We start from the raw sequence: 16379 nt of genomic DNA, 5'->3' as shown, positions 1-16379 counted from the left end.
GCATCGCCGCCGCTCGCGGCGCGGAAGAATCAGGGGCCTGAAAGGGCCAACGTGAACGAGGAAGGATCCAGGCCATGAGCTCGCTACTGACATCAAGCGATCTCACCCACGAGGACAAAGTGGTGTGGCTGGAGGACCCGGAAGAACTCGATTACGTGCGCCAGGCTCTGGACAAGACCCCCCGACGCCGAGGAAAGCCGCGCTACCACCGCGACGGACGCATGATCGGCTTCACCGAACTTGGCGACACCGCCGAAGCTGACCCCGACAGCGGCCTGCAGAAACGGCGCGTCTTCTACCTGCTGCCGCACGACCGTGATGCCGAGCCCCACGGCCTTTACCGCGAGGGCGCGCCCGGTGAAGCCGTCGACCCCAGGACGATCGAGCCCAGGCAGGTCGGCAAGAAGACCGTTCGCTCACAGCGAGGGCTCTCCACGCCGACGGTTGCTTGAATCAGTCCCTTCAGTCCCTGCCGGCGGTCAACTGGAGACTTGCGGAGTAGCGAATTTCAGTCCCTTCGGTCCCTCCGGGCCCTGAGCTGGGCATGCGGGTCGGGGCGAGTCAGCCGCGCAACAGCGCACAGGCCAGCACAGCATTCGCACGACACTGTCAGCCGCCGTCGTGGTCGAACTTGGCGCCTCTTTGAGTCCCTCGCAACGTGCCGCTCCATGTTTGCTGAGCGAGCGTCCGTTTTCCGCTGAAGCAGCGTCCCCTTCGAACATCGCCAGCGGACATCGCCGAAGCCGGTCTCGGCAGCGGTCTGCAGGCTTGCCGCAGTCCGGAAGTCCGACGACGCGATGCCGCACCTTCATGCTTGGACTGCCCGCGCCACCGGTCGGGCGGGCAGCACCGGTGGGGCGTGACGCGTGTCTGCTGGGGCTACTGCCAGAAGAGGGTTTCGATGATGATCTGGGGTTCGGCCGCGCGGTGGATGAAGGTGTAGCGCAGCCAGCCGCGGTTGTGGTCGAAGTTCAGGATGTGGGGGCCGCGGGGCTGGGTGGAACGGGCGGGCTCGATGCTGACCTTGGTGGTGTCCAGGCCGTGGTCGCGGTAGGGGTGGTGGGACGAGAGCAGCTCGACGACCGCGTCGATGACCAGGTCTCTGACGGGTACGGGCAGGCTGTCGCGGTACTCGGAAGCGGTCTTGGTCCAATCGACGGCCCAGGGCGGTCCGGTGAGCTCTTCGCTCACTCGCCGGGTCCGAGCAGGCTGGCGTGCTGGTGGATTGCGGCGGCTTCCTCGAGGAGGGCTTTGGCCTTGTCCGGGTCCGCAGAGTGGGCAGCACGCTCTTCCAGGTCACGGACGTGCCGGTCGAGCTCGGGGTCACGTGCCAGGGCGTACTCGGCCCACCATCGTGCCAGGAACGCCGGAGCTGCACTGATGTCGTAGGTATCGGCGACCTTGGCCCGCCATCCGGCCTCGAAGTCCGGCAGGAGGTCGGGAGCGTGCGCGGCGATCGCGGCACGCAGGGCGGGGATGCTGCGCTCGGGCATCGGGGGGACACCGTAGGGGTGTCCCGGAGCGGTCGTCACGGCGGTCCCTCCAGGGTTGGCACGCCCCACGATAGTGCGCCGGCCGCTGTACGTGCGCGGTGATGCCCGGTCCGGCGGCACCACAGGGTGATCAGGCTTCGAGTGCTTCAGGTTTCGTGTACTGGGTGGGATGCCCGGTGTATCGCCGATGTGTGCTTGAACCGGTCGGTTGCTGGATGCCCCTCTTTCCATGGTTAGTCAGCTGCCATGCTGAGCAGCTGAACCCCAACCCTTCCCTGGAGAGCACTGTGGACCTGAGCGCCAACGGCGAACCCGTCATCGTGCAGGACGAGACCAAGGTTGACGTCGGTATCGATCTTCAGCCGGGCAGTCTCACCCTCACCCAGAACGGCCAGGACTTCGAGGTGTACCACGCTCTGGTGGAGTTCGTTGCTGTCCATAAGGAACCGTGGACAGTGGAGAAGGTCAAGTTCTCGGCCAAGGGGTTGGACGGTAAGTCCGTGGGGGTGACTGTTGATCTGCTCAACGAGGCATGCAACGGTCCCAGGGCTGGCATTCCCGGCGCGATCTGGAAGGTCGTAGCGCTCGCCGCGACCTCCGCCGGAGACGTCGGCATCACTTACGCGACCCCTGACGCTCGCCCGATGTAGCCGCCCTTCTCGGACGGGTCGTAGCCTACGCCGTAGGTTCGGTGATAAGACCACGCGACGCCCGCTCCAGCACGGACCGACCAGGAGCGGCCAACAGTGCCCTGGCGGACCGCTGCAGAGCGGCTGCCCCGGGACGAGCTCCGCCCGTCCGCACCCGTGTCTGCGGTTTCAGCCTCGCCGGTGCGCCCGGCGCTGGGTGGAGAGGCCCCGAAGCTGTGTCAGGCACCTTTACGGTCGAGGCGTGCCGCAGCTGGTGCACATCGGCGCCGAGGAGCTGCCCACCCACCTGAAGACCACGGTCTTGCCGGGCGGCCGGGCGCGACGGTGGCGGGTGGCCGCGCTGGTCGTCCACCACGACCGGGAGACCGGGCATGAGACCGGCCGGGTGGCCCTCCTGCAGGGCGTCGGGACCGGTGGCGGCCGAGAGTGGGAAGTCGAGTTGGGCAGCCTGTACGAGACGGCGGAGGCGGAGACATGACCATGACCCCCCAAGGAACGCACCGAACGCAACACCAGGGACACGGACGCGCTGCGCGCCGGGGCCGCGGCCGTGGCGGGGCTGCGCGAGGCCCTGGCCCGCGTCGGCATCGTGATTCCGTCCCTGGGCGGCGGCATGCCGGTGGCCGGGCATGGCCGGGTGGAGCTCGGCGGCTGCAACGCCGGCACCGCCACCCGGCTGGCCGAGGTCGTCAACGCAGCCGCGGACGCCGTTCCCGCCCTGCGGACCCCGGCCCCGTGACGGCCGCTGCCGTGGCCGGCCTGCCGCGCGTCGCCGCGACGGTCCGCGCGGGCGACATCCTCCGCCTCGCGGACGGCACCGTCCGCACGGTCGCGACCACCCCCACCCCCGCCACCACCCCCATAGGGACCCTGACACTCTTGATCAAGTTCGCCGAGGGCGGCGCCCTGCGGGTGAGCGCCGGGGCCGAACTCGACATCGAGCGACCCGCATAGACCGCCTCGCGCCCCATCCCCTCCCCGGGGCGCAGGCATCCCCGAGCCCCTGCCGGCAGCCGACCCGGCAGGGGCTCACCCATGCCTCCGTCAGACACCGGATCCGGGCTCGTCGTCCTGGCCGTGTCCGAGGATCGGGAGCAGCGCCTCGGCTGCGTCGCACCCGGTGCACGCGCTCGTGCCGGGCCGGGCCGGGCGAGCGCGTCGAGCGCCTGCATGGTGCCCAGCGGGCGCGGTCGTGCCCCAGGTGCCGGGCGATCGCCGAGATCGACCAGCCCTGACGACGCAGCGCGTGAGCATCCACGTCTTCCTCCCAGGTGAGCATTCAGGCCCCTCGAACAGGCCGAACTCGTGCTCACGCAGGCTCTCCACGACACGCCGACACCAGTTCGACACGCCGAGAAGAATCACGCAAAGAGTGGGGAGATCACCTGAGCAGGTTTGGCCACCCACAGAGCGGCACCTGGGGAGGTTTAAAGACCGCCATCAGTACGCCACACCCTGGAAAGGACGTGGCTGTCCGGCGGGGACGGCGGAGACCTCATGGCGACCTGCACCCCACCTCTCCCCCTCAACCGCACCTTCAGCGAACACCTCGGCCGCGGCCTCACTCTCGCCCAGGCCACCGCCGCCAGCCGCCAGGCGGCCGAAGGCGTCAAGTCCGCGGAATCAGTGGTCCAACTCGCCCGTCGACACGGAGTCGAGATGCCCATCACCGAGGTGGTCGTCAACGTCCTGCACGGCCGGATCACCACCATCCAGGCCGCAGCCCAGCTCATGGAACGGGCACCGAAAGCCGAACGCTACGCTCCTGACATTCCGTAGGACGCCCTCGCAGCCACTCGTTGTCGGCCCATGCCGAACCGTGGGAGGCGAGGCCGCACAGGCAACCCGAGTCCGGACCGTATGCCGGATGGGGAACTCGACGTGGCGTTTGTCTCCTCTAAGGTGATCATTTTCCTAGGGGATGAGGCCCAGTTTGAAGGCGATGTATTTACACCGATGCCTGGTGGCCGGCGCGATGCTGGTGTTGGCGGTGGCGGCAACAGGATGCTCGTCGGCGCCCGATCGTGTCGACGGGGCTCCGCCGGGGGCGCCGAGTCAGCCGGTGGTGCCGCCCCGGGTCGCTCATGATCCGCCGACGACATTCCGGCCGACGGGTGTCCTCATGCCCTGGGAGGCGTACTCCGGTCTTCTGAACATCGCGGGCACGTGGATGTACGAGGCCGAACTCCCCGTCGCCCTCCACGGGGAGACGGCCTACGTCGCCACCACCGACCGCCTCCTGGTCTTCGACACCACCAACCAGGTGACCAGGGCGACGATCCGCCCCGAGGGCGGCGAACCGATCACGACCCTCAAAGAGAACGAACGCAACAGGGCGGCTCCACCCGTGATCACCGAAGGCGACACCCCACTCGTCCTGGCACCGTTCCTCATCCAGCAGGCCGGAGTCGGCACACAGGCCGCTCGCTCCTCGGCAGAACTCGTCGCGACGGACACGAAAACAGGCAAGGCGGCCTGGCGACTGTCGCTGCCCCTCCCGGCATGGACGAAGGACGCCCCGGAACCGCTCACGGCCGAGGTCGTCGGAACCGCCGGGAACATCGCCATCGTCACCCTGGCCCACCAGGGAACGGCGTACACCAACGCGTCCACCACCTATGCGATCGACCTCACCGGCCGCCAGGTGCTGTGGAGCCAAGAGACGTTTTGGGCCGCTACCGTCGTGGACGGCATCCTGGTCGGCCAGAAGAAGAAGACCGCCACCGACGACTACAGCACCGCTGTCGGCTACGACCTGACCACGGGTGCCGTCCGGTGGCAGGGCCAGGAACACATCAACATGCAGCTGCGCCCCGCAGGTCCGAACCTCCTCCACCTGTACGCCCGTGACAAGGGGGACTACCGCATCGTCTACGAGCAGTTCCTCGACGTGCGAACCGGCGAGGTCCGACAGAACGCCGTGCCGGTCCCCGCCCGGTGCCGACACGACGGCGCGAGCGCAGTCGTCTGCTGGGGCCCCGACCGGGTCCGCGGATTCGACGCCACGACCGGAGCCATCCTGTGGCAACTACCCGACGAGAAAGCCGGCCGCATCGCCCCCCAGGTGACCACGGTGTGGCACGGCAGGGTCTACGCCAAGACCGCCGGCGGCACGGTAGCCCTGGACTCTCGCACCGGTGCAGACCTTCCCACACCACCAGTCATCGCCCCGGACCTCGTCAACGCCTATACCGGCATCGCGATCTCCAAGTCCGGCGACGACGTGACGGCCTACCAAAGCGCCAGCTGACATCACCTGAAGCCAGCCCCGGCAGGCGAGCGTCGGGGCCGGGCCTGACGCCCCCGTATGTCTGCTGGCGTTGCGGGGCATGGTGGTCGGTCACCCCCCCAAGTACCGCCGCGCAGGGAAGGGCGATCGGACGGGGGAGAGGCACTGGCTACGGGATTCCGAAGCCTCGCTTGGGGCGCGGGGGTGGGCCAGCGGCGATCTCGGCCGCGGCCTGCTGTACCTGCCTGGCCAACCGTTCACGGCTCTCATCCACGAGCCGGCTCACCTTGTCCAGCGCCTCACGCCGCCACTGGGCCTGGTTGTCGGCCGCCGCCGCGGCACGGTCACGCATTGCGGCATCGGTCCTTGCGGCTTCCTCACCCGTGGCGGACAGGTCGTGGAAAAGGCGTGCACCCCACCGCACCAACGACGGCTCCATGTCCACGGCCGCGTCCACCAGCGCCCACACCTGAGCCTGCGCCCTGGCTGCCCGTTCAGCGGCGCCGACGAGCACTTGGAGGACGTCCTCGTCGACCCCAGCGAAGCGCTGTCGCTCCGGGGCGGTGCCGTTGAGCTGGTTCAGTGCTGCCTCCAGCCGGTCAAGGAGCGTGTCGTCCATGTCCACAGCATGGCGGCCTGCCGCCCGCCGCGTAGGCCAAACCGGGGACCACCACCCTCCAGAGCGCAACCAGCGAACCGGCTGGAGCACGGTCCCGCAGGATGCCTGGGAGACGGAAGTGTCCCTGTCCTGGTGGAGCCCCCAAGCGGCTGCGCGCCGGGCATGGCCGAGGGGTGGCTGGGACGAGACCGGCGTGGCGGCGAGGAGGCCGCACCTGTTGCGCGATGGACAGGAATAGGGCGGTCCGCCCGGTCGACGTGCGAAGGGCTCCCGGGCGGACTCCGGTCACCACGCTGCCTCCCCGCCCGCCTTGGCGCCGGGACCACGGCCGCAATCTGCCCCAAACGGCGCAGCCAGCGGGCACAGTGTTCAGGGGACCGGACAATGCCCGACCGCCGGCAGTCCCGGTGCAGAGCCCAGCGCACGGCGATGCCGCGGATTTGGGCGCCACGAATACACGGCCTCACCCACCGTCTGACCACTCCCGAGCCGGCGGGGCAGGAAGGCGGATTAGCCCGTGTCGTCCTGGCCGTGGGCGATGATCGGGAGCAGTGCCTCGGCGGCGTCGCACCCGGTGCACGCGATCGTTCCGGGCCGGGCGAGTGCGTCAAGGGCCTGCATGGTGCGCAGCGGGTGCGCGTGGCTCCCGGCGAGCCGGCACCCGGCGGCGTGGACGCTTGCGGCCCGGCCGCCGGTGCGGCCGTCAAGGACCCAGGACCATGGGGACGGCGCCTCGGCGACCGCTTCCCGGGGGTGCGTGGGCACGTCGTCGAGACTCACGCCGGGGATCGGGCGCAGCTGCGCGGCGGTGACCCACGTGCTGTACTCGGCCGGCTCGGCGCCGCCGCCTCACTGGTGGAGAGGCAGCATTCCGAACCTGCGCAATTTCCTCCGTAGCGGTGTCTCGGCGTGACGTGCAGGCGTTCTCTGACCATGGGTTTTGCTAGTGAGGCCAGAGGAGGTAGAGCACGAGACCAAGGAAGGCAGCGGCGATGAGCAGGAAGATCGCCATTGGCCATCCAAGGAGCGCCAGCCGCCGTGCGAACGGCGCGCTAGGCGGCCTGGTCATGAAGCCGATGGTGAACGTGACCCTGACGAGGCGACTCTGGAACCGTGAAAGGTGGCCCGTGATCGTTAAGACCGCAGACTGAAAGACAGCGACTTCCTCACGGAGGCGTTGAGGCGGAACCGTTCCAGCTGTCACGTCGATCAGCGCCTGTCTCAGAGCGATGGCGCTGGAGGTCAGATCCGTGAGGGGCGCTGATGGCTCGATCGCGGGGGGAGGGGCGGGGGTGAGCGGTACGTCGCCGATGGCCACCACGTTGCGAACGATGGAGATCAGCTGATCGACTCCCTCCTGTATTTCGTTGAAGCGGTCGACGTCCATCGAACGCCCGGCCTCGACGTCCTGCAGGAGGAAGGACGCCTGCCTGTCCAACTGCACCCCTCGGGAGAGGCCATCCGCGATCACTTCGACCAGTCGACGTGTCTCGCCTTCCTCCCTTTCCCGTCGGGCTTCTCGTGCGGCCTCCGCCCGCAGCATCTCTGCTGCTTCGGCGGCTCGTCGAGCGGACCCACGCGAAACCACGGCGGTGCCCACGGCTCCGATGATCGCTGCAACCAATGCCCCTACCAACCCCAAGATGGCCGTCGTATCCATGCCCGGATCTTCACCGGCGCACCACCCCGGGACAAGACGTGTTCCTGCCAGCTGGCACGCGCCTGCTCTCGGCTGTGCGCCACAGGGGGACGCCGATGCGGAACATCCACAGCCCGGTGTCGAGCTGCTGGCGCTCGTAGAGTCTGACCCGCTCGATTTCCTGCCCGTCTGGGAGCAGGAGAGTGATCGGGGCGGGTGGTGGTTCGGGATCGTGCACGGTCAGGGGCGGGCCGACTGTTCCTGCCGGGCCTGCCTGCACGATGTGCACAAGGGGTTCTCTGGGGCTACATGTGTGGCGCGAGGCAGAAGACGGAGAGTTTATGCAGCTCAGCGGTAGTGTGCTGAACGCTAGCCAGTGCAACAGGTGTGGCGCTATCGCTGATACGGGTGACCTTGCGCATATGGGGCTTTTGGAGAGGGGTCACCGTCTGCTGGGCGGGCCTCAGAGTTGCTCGCGTTGATTCCCTGCCCCGTTAGCGACACATGGACCCAGTTCCCAGCGGATGGTGTGTCGTTCCCGTCGACCTCGCCTGCGTGCGAGGTCGACGGTGAACGGCGTCTCAGACGAAGTCCCATTCGCCGCTGGGCAGCGAATGCCACAGGTCAAGCCAGCTGTGGAGCAGAAAAAGCGGTCGAGTCAGGGCGGTGTCGCCAGCCCGCTGGGACCGGATCGCTAGGCCCAGGTCGGCGAAGACCGGATCGCCAGCGACGCTGTACCTCAGGCTGCTGGGTCGGACCGTGCGGTGGACGAGCCAGTCCTCCACACGGGCGGGCGCGCAGCCAGTAAGCGGGACTGCGTCCAGTCTCACCTGGGGGCCGGTGAGGGCGTTCACGGCGACACACCCCAGGCGGCCGTCACGAAACAAGGCCCTGATCCCGTTTTCGGCGAAGTCAGCGTAGTTGAGCTGCCGGTCTTCGCCGTGATCGGAGTAGGATGAGAAGGCCGGTCGTTCGCCGAGAACACTGGTGATCTCTTCCCAGGTCATTCCGAAGTGCACGGGGCCGACTCCGACGTAGGGCGTGAACGTCCACTCGGCGCGCTCCTCTTCCCGGGCGATCCGCCACGGGCCGCAGTACCCCGCCTCGCTCCCCGGGGCGGCCACGGGCGGCTCGGGTGCCGGCTCGTATGGGGCTGCCGGTATGGGTCCGGTCCACTTTTCACGCTGACGGCCCATTCGCTCCGCGGCCGCAGTGTCTTCGGGTTGCTCCTTCAACCAGCGGATCACCTGCTCCTGGCCCTCCCCCCACGGGTCTTCTGCCAGAGCCCAAGCCCGATCGAGAGCCTCGCGGCGGTCCCTCTCCGCAGCGACGAGACCGGTGACGTCCTCGCCCCAGGCCGCCAGACGCTCCCGGGCGATCCACCTGTAGTACGAATCCACGCTCACGGCGAGGATCTTGCGCACAGCGGGCGCGTACCTGGGGATGGACGGGGCGAGGGCGGGGTCGGCCAGGAGCAGGGCGGTGGTCGCGAGCGCGGCCTCGCGCACGCGCAGATCGTCGTCGTCGCAGAAATCCGCGATGCGCACGTGTAGCACCGGCCGGGCTGCACGGGCGGCTGCCAGAGCCTGCGCTGTGCCTACGCCGTCCTCGCCGGCTAGACGGGCGATGTCGGCGAACGAAGCGAGCCAGTTCAGCAGTTCGGCACGCAGCGATCGCTGGCCCGCCCGGTGCTCCCACACGGTCTCGGCAAGGGTGCGCGGATCATGAAGAAGACGAGCGAGGACCAAGGCCGCCGGGGCGCTCGCCGGGAACACCTGCTCCTGATTGAGGAGCAGCCGGTACAGATCCCCCACTGCCCGCACGCGGAGCGCGGGGTCGGCGGCGAGCACAGCCCCGAGGATGTCCGGGGTGTCAGGCACACCGTGCCGACCCGTACAGCAGTGTGGCAGCTCCTCCCAGGCGGTGCTGGCGAGTTCTGCTTGTGCTGTGGGCGGCAGGGAACTGGCTGAAGCGTCTGGGCGGTCTGCGGATGTCTCGTCGATCACGGTCGCAGTGTTCCACCCGATACGAGCAGTGCTTGCATCTCCCCCACACCGCAGAAGGCCAACGAGCATGCACTTCCCCGTTCGCTGACCCCCCACTTCGTTGAGCAGCAGTTCCGGTCGCTTTCAAGCCATCGGCTGGCCTCCGCGTAGATCCGTTCGTGAACAAATTCCGTACTCGGTGACGGTCATCCGCGTTGGTTTAGAGCGCGTGTGAGCTCGCGGTTGGCGGCTCGTGCGGCGTCGAGTTCGGCATCACGTTCCTCCAGTACCCGGGTCAGTTCGACGTTGCGCTGTTCGAGCCGGGTGACCTGGCTGTTCAGCTCAGCGACATCGGACTGCGCCCCGAGTCCGGATGCCTTCCAGACTTCTTCGCCGAGTGCTCTCGACAGACGTTGTTCAAGCTGATGGACGCGGGCGGCTAGGCGGGCGCTGCGGGCGTTTGCGTTGGCCAGATCCGCTTGCAGAGATGCCTGTGTGACAGCCGGGCCGCTCATTGTCGGTTCGGCCAGCCTGGCGGAGGTGGTGTGGAGGGAGTCGAGAAGGTCGCGGTGGCGGTAGAGGAAGGTGCGGTCGACTCGGGCGGTGCGGGCGATGGCCGAGGCGGTCAGTGGTGTACCCGCGTGTCGGGCGGCAGTGATGGCTACCTGCACGCGGGCGCGGCGGCGTTCGGTGGCGGCCTGGCGGCCATCGTGGGTGGCCGTGGTCATGACTGGTGGGTCCTTGAGGGTCGGACGTCGGGCAGGGGTTGGCCGACGCGGGGCATGCCGAGGTGGACGGTGCGGGATCGGCGCACGAGGGTGACGGCCTGTTCGATCTGTGCGCGGTCTTCGGCGGTGAGCTGGTCGAGGTCGGTGGTGACACGGTCGATGAGTCGGCGCACCCGGCCGATCTCCTCGTTGCTGGGCATGGCCTGGGTGCGGGCCCACTCGTCGGCTTCGAACGCGGACATCAGCCGTTCCCGGCTGCGCAGCAGGTCGGCGAGGTGGGCTTGGAGGTCGGGGAGGTAGGAGACGTCGGTGGAGAAGTGTTCGCAGCCCAGGCAGCGGAAGCGCAGCGGGCAGGCGTGTCCGCCGGCGGCGACGTTGGACGGTTCGCGGCAGACGCCGTAGGGGGTGGCGACTTCGCCGATGGCGCGGCGGACGTGCTCGGAGTCCAGCAGGCTCTGTGCGGTCCGCCAGACCCGGTTGCCGTGCCGGTCGAACTGGAGGGCGGTGACCCGGTCGACGGCTTCGCGGCGCCGTTCTGCGCCGACGCGTAATGGTGGAGTCGGGTATTGGAACCCTCGGAATGGGTGGGCTATTCGTCGAGGTACTGGTGTCTGGTGTCGGCGGGCGAGATGACGAGCTGGCCTTCGCGGACCTGCCACTCAGTCGTCCCGTCGACTTCATGGCTGGCAAGGAACAGGCCCCGGATGAGATCTCCGTCGTCGTCGGAGGCTGGGACCCGGGCGATCTCTTGGAGCTGGCTCGTAAACCAGTCCAGGGCCGATGCGCGGATGTCGGCGCCGTAGAAGATGTAGTGGGTCCAGTTGATCTGCTGTCGCGGCGTGCTCCATCCGCCGGAGTAGTGATCGTCGGCGTGGGACGAGATGATCTCCTGGATGCTGGCGAGTTGTTTCTCGTCGCACTCCAGCCATCCTCTGATCGACACGTAAACGCCCATCTTGTATGTCCTTTCTGTCGTTGTCAGTCCTGGTGTGAGAGCCGTCGGCTGACGTCGGCCGCGTAGGTTCCCCAGTCGCCGGCTGCGGCTCGCTGCCATTTGACGGCGACGGTGATGTCGATGCCGAGGGTCCGGGCGAGGACCGCGGCGGGCAGCTCGGTGGCGAGCTGGAACAGGGCGGTCGAGCGGGTCTCGGCGAGTCGGATGCCGAGTTTGCGGAGACGTTCGCCCATGGCCCAGACGCTGATCGGGCGGCCGGGCTGGCCGCCGGGGAACAGCCAGGGCGAATCCGTGCGCGCGAGGACGGCGTGACTGCGTCGAACCGAGACCTGCCGAACAGCCAACTCGGCGACGAGTTCAGGCAGTTCGACAGGGACATCGCCGAGTCGGATGCGGACCGCTCCGTCAGCCTGCTCGATGTCGTCGACGGTCAGACGGGAGATCGCTGCGGGCCACTGGGCATAGAGGAGCAACAGCAGGCCGGCGAGGCGGTCTTCGGTCCGGATGGTGTCGTCGTGCAGGAGACGGCGGGCTGTGGTCCAGCGGGCCTCGTCGTCCATCGACCGGGAGGGGCCGTTCCATCTCACTGCTGGGAAGCTGAGGTCTCGGGCGATCTTCTGGGAGAGAGCCCAGCGCACGAAGTTGCCTGCTTCCCGGCAGTGGCGGACGTCGTCGCTGGTCATCCAGCGTTCGAGGTCGATCTGGCGGCAGGTGGCGAGAGTCAGGTTCTGGTCGTCGAGCCAGTTGAGGAGGTGGACGGCGGCCCGCAGGTGCTGGCGGACGACGGTGAGCTGGGTGTGCGTGATGTCCCTGCCGCGGCTGCGGCGGCGAAGGCGTCGCAGCAGATGCCAGGTCGCGTATCGGTGCAGGACCTTGCGCCCCTCGACGGTTGCGTGGGAGGTGACGAGATCCTTCACAAGTCGTTCGAGGCGGACCATCTGCTCGTCCCGCTGTGGAAGGGCCTCGGTGGCCACGAGCACGCTGCGGATGTGCTCGACGACCTTGCCTTCCGGGAGTTCGTCCAGGGCCTCGTGGGTCAGGGGCCGGCGCCCGGAGGCAAGATCCGAAAGGACGGTGGAGACGATGCCCTTGGAGAGCCAACGCATCGCGGTGCCCGCGCGTTCGCTGCCGGCCAGGGCGTCGTGGAGGGCCTGCAGCTTCGGCGGGATGGCGCCCGCGTCATCGGCCAGGAGATCGTGCAGCCGCTGCTTGAGGGTGCAGCGAGGGCAGGGCCCGGAAGCTCGTAGCCGCTCGGCTTCCCCGCAGGTGGGACAGGGGCGCCAGAGTTCGGCGTCCGGTGTGGTGCAGGGACCGCAGACGGGGACGTCGGCGGTGCCGGAGTGGATGCCGCGGAGCCGTCCGCAGACGCTGCAGCGGGCCTTGCGCCGGTCGCAGCCGCCGCACCGGGGAAGGCCGGTCAGCTTGGAGAGCGTGCAGGGTGCGGTGCGGCCGCAGATCGAACAGGCCAGAACGGGCAGCGGACAGCAGTTGGGGCAGAGGGGACCGTCGGCCGTGCGGGTCTGCACTCGCCGTCGCTCGCCGCAGCTGATGCAGACCTCGGTGTTCGTGGGGTCGGTGACCAGGCAGTTCGGACACAGCGGACGCCCGCGCTCGTCGCGAGTCGCCGGTTCGCGCCGGGCACCGCAGCGTGCGCATTCCTCGACACGGGACTTGGCGATGCAGTTGCGGCAGACCCGCTTCCCGTCCAGCGGCTTGTCGATGCGGACGACCCGGTGACACCGGGGACAGGCCGGCCGGACGATCCCGGGGACGCCCGCCTCGTGCAGCAGGTCGATGAACTGCAGGATGGCCCGGTGCGGCGCGAGATAGCCCTCGCCGGTCAGCAGACGGGGGTTGTCCTCCAGAGCCCAGACCAGCCTCCGCCGGTAGCCGGGGCGGGTGGGCACTGACCGGTGGAGGGCCTCGGCAATCACGTCACGGTCGGCGTCCGGCGCGATCGCGGTGATCACTTTGTGGACGACGTCAACGGGATTGCGGTCGTCGGGGTCGGGACACATCGAACAGCGGGGCAGGCCCTTGCGGTCCCGGAAGGCCAGGCGCCGGGTGTTGCCGCAGGCGGCGCATTCCGCGGTCTCCTGGCCGCAGACGGAGCAGTACCAGTCCTGGCCCTGGCGCTGGAGGGTCCGCAGGTTCTTGCCGCACTCGGCGCAGACCGGTGGCGAGATCGCCGACGCGCCGGCATTGCGGAGTTCGATGAGCAGGTCGCCGATGGCCCGCGGTGCCGGGGATCGGCCGTCCGTGAGGACGGCGGGCCGCATCGCCAGGGCCTGCGCGAGGCGACGTGACTTCGCACGGCCGCCCGCGACCGCGGTGACCACGGCCGCGATGACGGCGGGCCCGAGTCCCTTCTCGATGTCAGTGATCAGATCGGTCATCAGGCCGATCGGGTCGGTGACGGCGCGGCCGTGATGGTCAGCGGTGGTCACGGCCGGTCAACACCCCTGATCCTGGCCCGCTTCGGCCGCAGTCCGCCGAGCCCTTCCGCGGGTTCCCCGCCGCCGCTGGCGGCGGCCTTCTTCGGCTTCTTCACGGCCCCAGCCACGGCAATGGGCTCGATCAGGTCGTCCATCGTGCAGTCCAGGATGTCGAGCAGGGCCATGAGGATCTTCAGGCTCAGTCGCTCCGGCCGCTCGACGACGAGCCGGTAGACCTGGCTCGACGACAGGGTGATTCCGCGTTCGGCGAGCGGCGGCAGGAGGTCGGTGGTGGAGAACATCCCGCGGTCCGCCATGACCTTGCGCAGGTGCCACTGGTAGTCGAGCTTGGCGGCCATCGCCGGATCCCTCCTGTCAGGCCCCGGCGAACGCCGGCGCCAGTGCCTTGTGCAGGGAAGTGTTCATGAAGTCATCGCTGACGTGCGTATAGATGGCCAGGGAGCTGTCGCACTCGTGGCCGACCTGCTGCTGGATGAAGCGCCGGTCCACCCCGTCCTCGGTCAGGTGCGTGACGTACGAATGCCGCAGCGAGTGCGGGACCAGCTCCTTCGGCAACCCGAGCGCGTCGCGATAGGCCTCGAACCGGTCGTTGATCGAGCCGGGCTGAAGCCGCCCTCCGCGCTCGGTGATCCACAGAGCCGGGTGGTCGGGGAACCCGAAGCGCGGGCGGACGTTCTCGACGTAGTCCGCAACCGCATCGACCGCCCAGTCCATCACCGACAGCACGTTCCTCCGGCGCGGCGGCTGGCCCTTCTTCGCCTTGCCGTAGCGGACGTTGAGCGTGCCGTACCGGCCGAACTGGCGGGCCTGCGGGTTGCGTCCGAAGTCGACCAGGTCGAGTTTGGAGGTCTCGGTCCGCCGCAGACCCCATCCGTAGATGACCTTGAAGAGGGTGGCGTCCCGGTAGGCCGCCAGGGCGCCCTTGCGCTTGGCCCGCACCGCCCGCTCGACCTGGTCGTCGGCGTAGTCGAGGAAGAGCTGCAGCTGTTCCCGGGTGAACGGCTTCGCCTCCGGGCTGCCCTCGTAGTCGTTGAGGTGGGCGATGGTGTTCCACTCGTGGCAGACCGCCACCGGGAAGGTGCCGAAGGCCTCCTCGCAGGCCGGCCCCCAGCCGTAGCGGCCGTCGATGAGGAACTCGCTGAACAGCCGCACAGTGCACTGGTAGCTGCGGATCGTGGACGGCGCCAGATGCTTCTCGCCCGTCAGGGAGAGCGACCACTCGTCCACGTGGGCCGGTACCCACTGCCACGGGTACTCGTTCGCAAACTCCATGAACCGGCGAACGAGCCGTTCCCGGTCCTCGACCGTCTCGTCCTTCAGACCCCTCGACTTCTGCTGAGCACGCCAGCCCCGCAGCATGGCATCGAACATGGCGTCCTCGGGACGAAGCTGAACCACCCCCGAGACGAGCTCCAAGTGAGCTGACCCGGCCAGGGTCACCTTGCGCTGATGCACCACTCCAGACCATCCCTTCTGGAGGGCAGATCATGCATCAGACGGGATCACCTCCGCAACAGGCCTGGTCAGGAAGCTAGTTCGTAGCAGCCTTGAAGTCCTTCAAGCCCTCGACATGACCTGGCGACCTGCACCTTCTCGCCCGTCTGATGCAACTCCCGAGGGTTCTATGGTGCAGTCGGATATCGCAACTCTCCGAATACCCGGGCCAGGTGTGAGCATCGTTCGAGTTCGCGCGGACCGGCTTCCTCCGACCGCAAGTGGCTTGCGATCACCACGCTGACGGACACGTGCCCTCACCTCCTGTTTGCGGCGGCACGCCCGTTGTAGGCAGCAGTGGCGCTCCGGTCGGGGCCCTCCTGCTGTGCGCCGTATCCCGGTGCTGGTGGCCGTGTCTGTCCGGAGGCAACGTTGGGATGGGCTGTGCGCGGCTGTTGCATGACGCCATGAGGTCGTCCGTTTGTTCGAGGTCATACTTATACGCGCGACTCGATCGATGGCATGTGAGGTGCTCCTTGAGCAGGTTGCTGGATGTATGCGAGACCAGGGTTTCCCCGAGTTATCGCTTGCTGGGACTGGTCGATACGAGTGTCGACACGTGCTTGCTGGACGCGGAGCCCGGAAAGTGGCTGCTTTCCGCGCCCGGCATGGTGTATTTGCAAGTGCCGTCCGAGGTGGTCCGGGCGTCGGTGCGTTTGGAGAGCTGGACGACGCGTGCTCCGGTGAGTGATGCCTCGTGGTCCGGGTCCGAGGAGGTGGAAGTGGAGCTTCCCGAGGGCGAGCTGGCACTGTTCACCATCGATTCAGGGCAGTGGCCTGTCTCCCTTGTTCTGCCTTGGGCTGGTGTGTTCCGGATGCGATGGCACTGGATATTCAACCCGGAGCGCGGACCGTTCACCTCGCCCGTGGCAGACGTAACCGAACTGCTGCCCAAGTCGGCGGGCTTCGAGGAATCGGTGATGGACACCGAGATTGATCAGCACATTCTGATCCAGATATGGCGCACGGCCGCCGTCGCTTAGCGGTACTGCTGTGGGGGTGTGGGGGGGGGGGGGGGGCCCGCCCCCCCCCCCCCCGCCCGGCGGGGGGAGGCCGAGAAGCAGATGTAACGGGGGGGGGTTTATTTTAGGTGGGTGTTTTTAACAGCGCGGTAGAACCCCCCCGCGGACG

At 68.3% G+C, this 16379-nt stretch carries 20 protein-coding genes; 8 read left to right on the top strand and 12 right to left on the bottom strand.

The features are described 5' to 3' along the window. The first annotated feature begins 74 nt into the window (after nt 1-74). Nucleotides 75-452 (top strand): DUF6009 family protein, encoded by a 378-nt coding sequence (locus tag ACIQ5Y_RS33400; RefSeq protein WP_403889139.1) that lies wholly within the window; start codon nt 75-77, stop codon nt 450-452. Nucleotides 453-879: 427 nt separating this feature from the next. Here the strand turns inward: ACIQ5Y_RS33400 and ACIQ5Y_RS33395 are convergent, their stop codons facing one another. Both ACIQ5Y_RS33395 and ACIQ5Y_RS33390 read right to left on the bottom strand, forming a co-directional pair. Beyond that, nucleotides 880-1191: a hypothetical protein gene (locus ACIQ5Y_RS33395; RefSeq protein WP_403889137.1), complete on the bottom strand. Its 312-nt coding sequence runs from the start codon at nt 1189-1191 to the stop codon at nt 880-882. Further along, entirely contained in the window at nt 1188-1493 is a 306-nt protein-coding gene (locus ACIQ5Y_RS33390) for a hypothetical protein (protein WP_403889134.1), read from the bottom strand. Before ACIQ5Y_RS33390 ends, ACIQ5Y_RS33395 begins: the two co-directional genes overlap by 4 nt. Nucleotides 1494-1780: 287 nt before the next feature. Here ACIQ5Y_RS33390 and ACIQ5Y_RS33385 point away from each other — a divergent pair, with 287 nt between their 5' ends. The 6 genes from ACIQ5Y_RS33385 to ACIQ5Y_RS33360 all read left to right on the top strand — a co-directional run bounded on the left by ACIQ5Y_RS33385 (nt 1781) and on the right by ACIQ5Y_RS33360 (nt 5393). Continuing rightward, on the top strand, nt 1781-2143 hold the full coding sequence (locus ACIQ5Y_RS33385) for a hypothetical protein (protein WP_403889131.1): 363 nt from the start codon (nt 1781-1783) through the stop codon (nt 2141-2143). Nucleotides 2144-2384: 241 nt separating this feature from the next. Beyond that, nucleotides 2385-2621 (top strand): hypothetical protein, encoded by a 237-nt coding sequence (locus ACIQ5Y_RS33380; RefSeq protein ID WP_403889128.1) that lies wholly within the window; start codon nt 2385-2387, stop codon nt 2619-2621. Between the two features lie 72 nt (nt 2622-2693). Beyond that, nucleotides 2694-2882 (top strand): hypothetical protein, encoded by a 189-nt coding sequence (locus ACIQ5Y_RS33375; protein ID WP_403889125.1) that lies wholly within the window; start codon nt 2694-2696, stop codon nt 2880-2882. Then, nucleotides 2879-3097, top strand: coding sequence for a hypothetical protein (locus tag ACIQ5Y_RS33370; protein WP_403889122.1), 219 nt, complete (start codon nt 2879-2881; stop codon nt 3095-3097). Before ACIQ5Y_RS33375 ends, ACIQ5Y_RS33370 begins: the two co-directional genes overlap by 4 nt. A gap of 543 nt (nt 3098-3640) precedes the next feature. After that, nucleotides 3641-3922, top strand: a complete 282-nt coding sequence (locus ACIQ5Y_RS33365) for an NAD(P)H-dependent glycerol-3-phosphate dehydrogenase (RefSeq protein ID WP_403889119.1) — start codon at nt 3641-3643, stop codon at nt 3920-3922. A gap of 343 nt (nt 3923-4265) precedes the next feature. Next, nucleotides 4266-5393 carry a PQQ-binding-like beta-propeller repeat protein gene (locus tag ACIQ5Y_RS33360; RefSeq protein WP_403889116.1) on the top strand — a complete coding sequence of 376 codons (1128 nt, stop codon included), beginning with the start codon at nt 4266-4268 and terminating at the stop codon, nt 5391-5393. Nucleotides 5394-5541: 148 nt separating this feature from the next. On the opposite strand, the gene ACIQ5Y_RS33355 is transcribed toward ACIQ5Y_RS33360, so the two are convergent. The 10 genes from ACIQ5Y_RS33355 to ACIQ5Y_RS33310 all read right to left on the bottom strand — a co-directional run bounded on the left by ACIQ5Y_RS33355 (nt 5542) and on the right by ACIQ5Y_RS33310 (nt 15212). Beyond that, nucleotides 5542-5991, bottom strand: a complete 450-nt coding sequence (locus tag ACIQ5Y_RS33355) for a hypothetical protein (RefSeq protein ID WP_403889112.1) — start codon at nt 5989-5991, stop codon at nt 5542-5544. Nucleotides 5992-6501: 510 nt separating this feature from the next. Further along, a complete protein-coding gene (locus ACIQ5Y_RS33350) occupies nt 6502-6771 on the bottom strand; it encodes a DUF6233 domain-containing protein (RefSeq protein ID WP_403889109.1) in 270 nt (89 codons plus the stop codon). A 163-nt stretch (nt 6772-6934) separates the two neighbouring features. After that, nucleotides 6935-7651, bottom strand: coding sequence for a hypothetical protein (locus ACIQ5Y_RS33345; protein ID WP_403889106.1), 717 nt, complete (start codon nt 7649-7651; stop codon nt 6935-6937). A gap of 560 nt (nt 7652-8211) precedes the next feature. Beyond that, on the bottom strand, nt 8212-9636 hold the full coding sequence (locus ACIQ5Y_RS33340) for a hypothetical protein (RefSeq protein ID WP_403889104.1): 1425 nt from the start codon (nt 9634-9636) through the stop codon (nt 8212-8214). A 185-nt stretch (nt 9637-9821) separates the two neighbouring features. Beyond that, complete coding sequence (locus ACIQ5Y_RS33335; protein ID WP_403889101.1) at nt 9822-10343, bottom strand: hypothetical protein; 522 nt, start codon at nt 10341-10343, stop codon at nt 9822-9824. After that, a complete protein-coding gene (locus tag ACIQ5Y_RS33330; protein ID WP_403889099.1) occupies nt 10340-11002 on the bottom strand; it encodes a hypothetical protein in 663 nt (220 codons plus the stop codon). Before ACIQ5Y_RS33330 ends, ACIQ5Y_RS33335 begins: the two co-directional genes overlap by 4 nt. Next, nucleotides 10933-11298, bottom strand: coding sequence for a hypothetical protein (locus ACIQ5Y_RS33325; RefSeq protein WP_403889096.1), 366 nt, complete (start codon nt 11296-11298; stop codon nt 10933-10935). Before ACIQ5Y_RS33325 ends, ACIQ5Y_RS33330 begins: the two co-directional genes overlap by 70 nt. Before the next feature lie 23 nt (nt 11299-11321). After that, nucleotides 11322-13745, bottom strand: a complete 2424-nt coding sequence (locus ACIQ5Y_RS33320) for a site-specific integrase (RefSeq protein ID WP_403889093.1) — start codon at nt 13743-13745, stop codon at nt 11322-11324. Further along, entirely contained in the window at nt 13742-14092 is a 351-nt protein-coding gene (locus ACIQ5Y_RS33315) for a helix-turn-helix domain-containing protein (RefSeq protein ID WP_403889089.1), read from the bottom strand. Before ACIQ5Y_RS33315 ends, ACIQ5Y_RS33320 begins: the two co-directional genes overlap by 4 nt. A 16-nt stretch (nt 14093-14108) precedes the next feature. Next, nucleotides 14109-15212 carry a tyrosine-type recombinase/integrase gene (locus tag ACIQ5Y_RS33310; RefSeq protein WP_403889086.1) on the bottom strand — a complete coding sequence of 368 codons (1104 nt, stop codon included), beginning with the start codon at nt 15210-15212 and terminating at the stop codon, nt 14109-14111. 512 nt (nt 15213-15724) lie between these two features. On the opposite strand from ACIQ5Y_RS33310, the gene ACIQ5Y_RS33305 reads away from it, so the two are divergent. After that, nucleotides 15725-16231 (top strand): hypothetical protein, encoded by a 507-nt coding sequence (locus ACIQ5Y_RS33305; protein WP_403889083.1) that lies wholly within the window; start codon nt 15725-15727, stop codon nt 16229-16231. The last annotated feature ends 148 nt before the right edge of the window (nt 16232-16379 follow it).

The organism is Streptomyces sp. NPDC096339 (assembly GCF_044762985.1).
Lineage (GTDB): Bacteria > Actinomycetota > Actinomycetes > Streptomycetales > Streptomycetaceae > Streptomyces.
This window is presented reverse-complemented; position numbering and strand designations above follow the sequence as displayed.

Excerpts from the sequence above, each read along its gene's own strand:
- ACIQ5Y_RS33400 (WP_403889139.1), top strand. The coding sequence starts at position 75 with ATGAGCTCGCTACTGACATCAAGCGATCTCACCCACGAGGACAAAGTG.
- ACIQ5Y_RS33390 (WP_403889134.1), bottom strand. The coding sequence starts at position 1,493 with ATGCCCGAGCGCAGCATCCCCGCCCTGCGTGCCGCGATCGCCGCGCAC.
- ACIQ5Y_RS33365 (WP_403889119.1), top strand. The coding sequence starts at position 3,641 with ATGGCGACCTGCACCCCACCTCTCCCCCTCAACCGCACCTTCAGCGAA.
- ACIQ5Y_RS33360 (WP_403889116.1), top strand. The coding sequence starts at position 4,266 with ATGCCCTGGGAGGCGTACTCCGGTCTTCTGAACATCGCGGGCACGTGG.
- ACIQ5Y_RS33355 (WP_403889112.1), bottom strand. The coding sequence starts at position 5,991 with ATGGACGACACGCTCCTTGACCGGCTGGAGGCAGCACTGAACCAGCTC.
- ACIQ5Y_RS33345 (WP_403889106.1), bottom strand. The coding sequence starts at position 7,651 with ATGGATACGACGGCCATCTTGGGGTTGGTAGGGGCATTGGTTGCAGCG.
- ACIQ5Y_RS33335 (WP_403889101.1), bottom strand. The coding sequence starts at position 10,343 with ATGACCACGGCCACCCACGATGGCCGCCAGGCCGCCACCGAACGCCGC.
- ACIQ5Y_RS33325 (WP_403889096.1), bottom strand. The coding sequence starts at position 11,298 with ATGGGCGTTTACGTGTCGATCAGAGGATGGCTGGAGTGCGACGAGAAA.
- ACIQ5Y_RS33315 (WP_403889089.1), bottom strand. The coding sequence starts at position 14,092 with ATGGCCGCCAAGCTCGACTACCAGTGGCACCTGCGCAAGGTCATGGCG.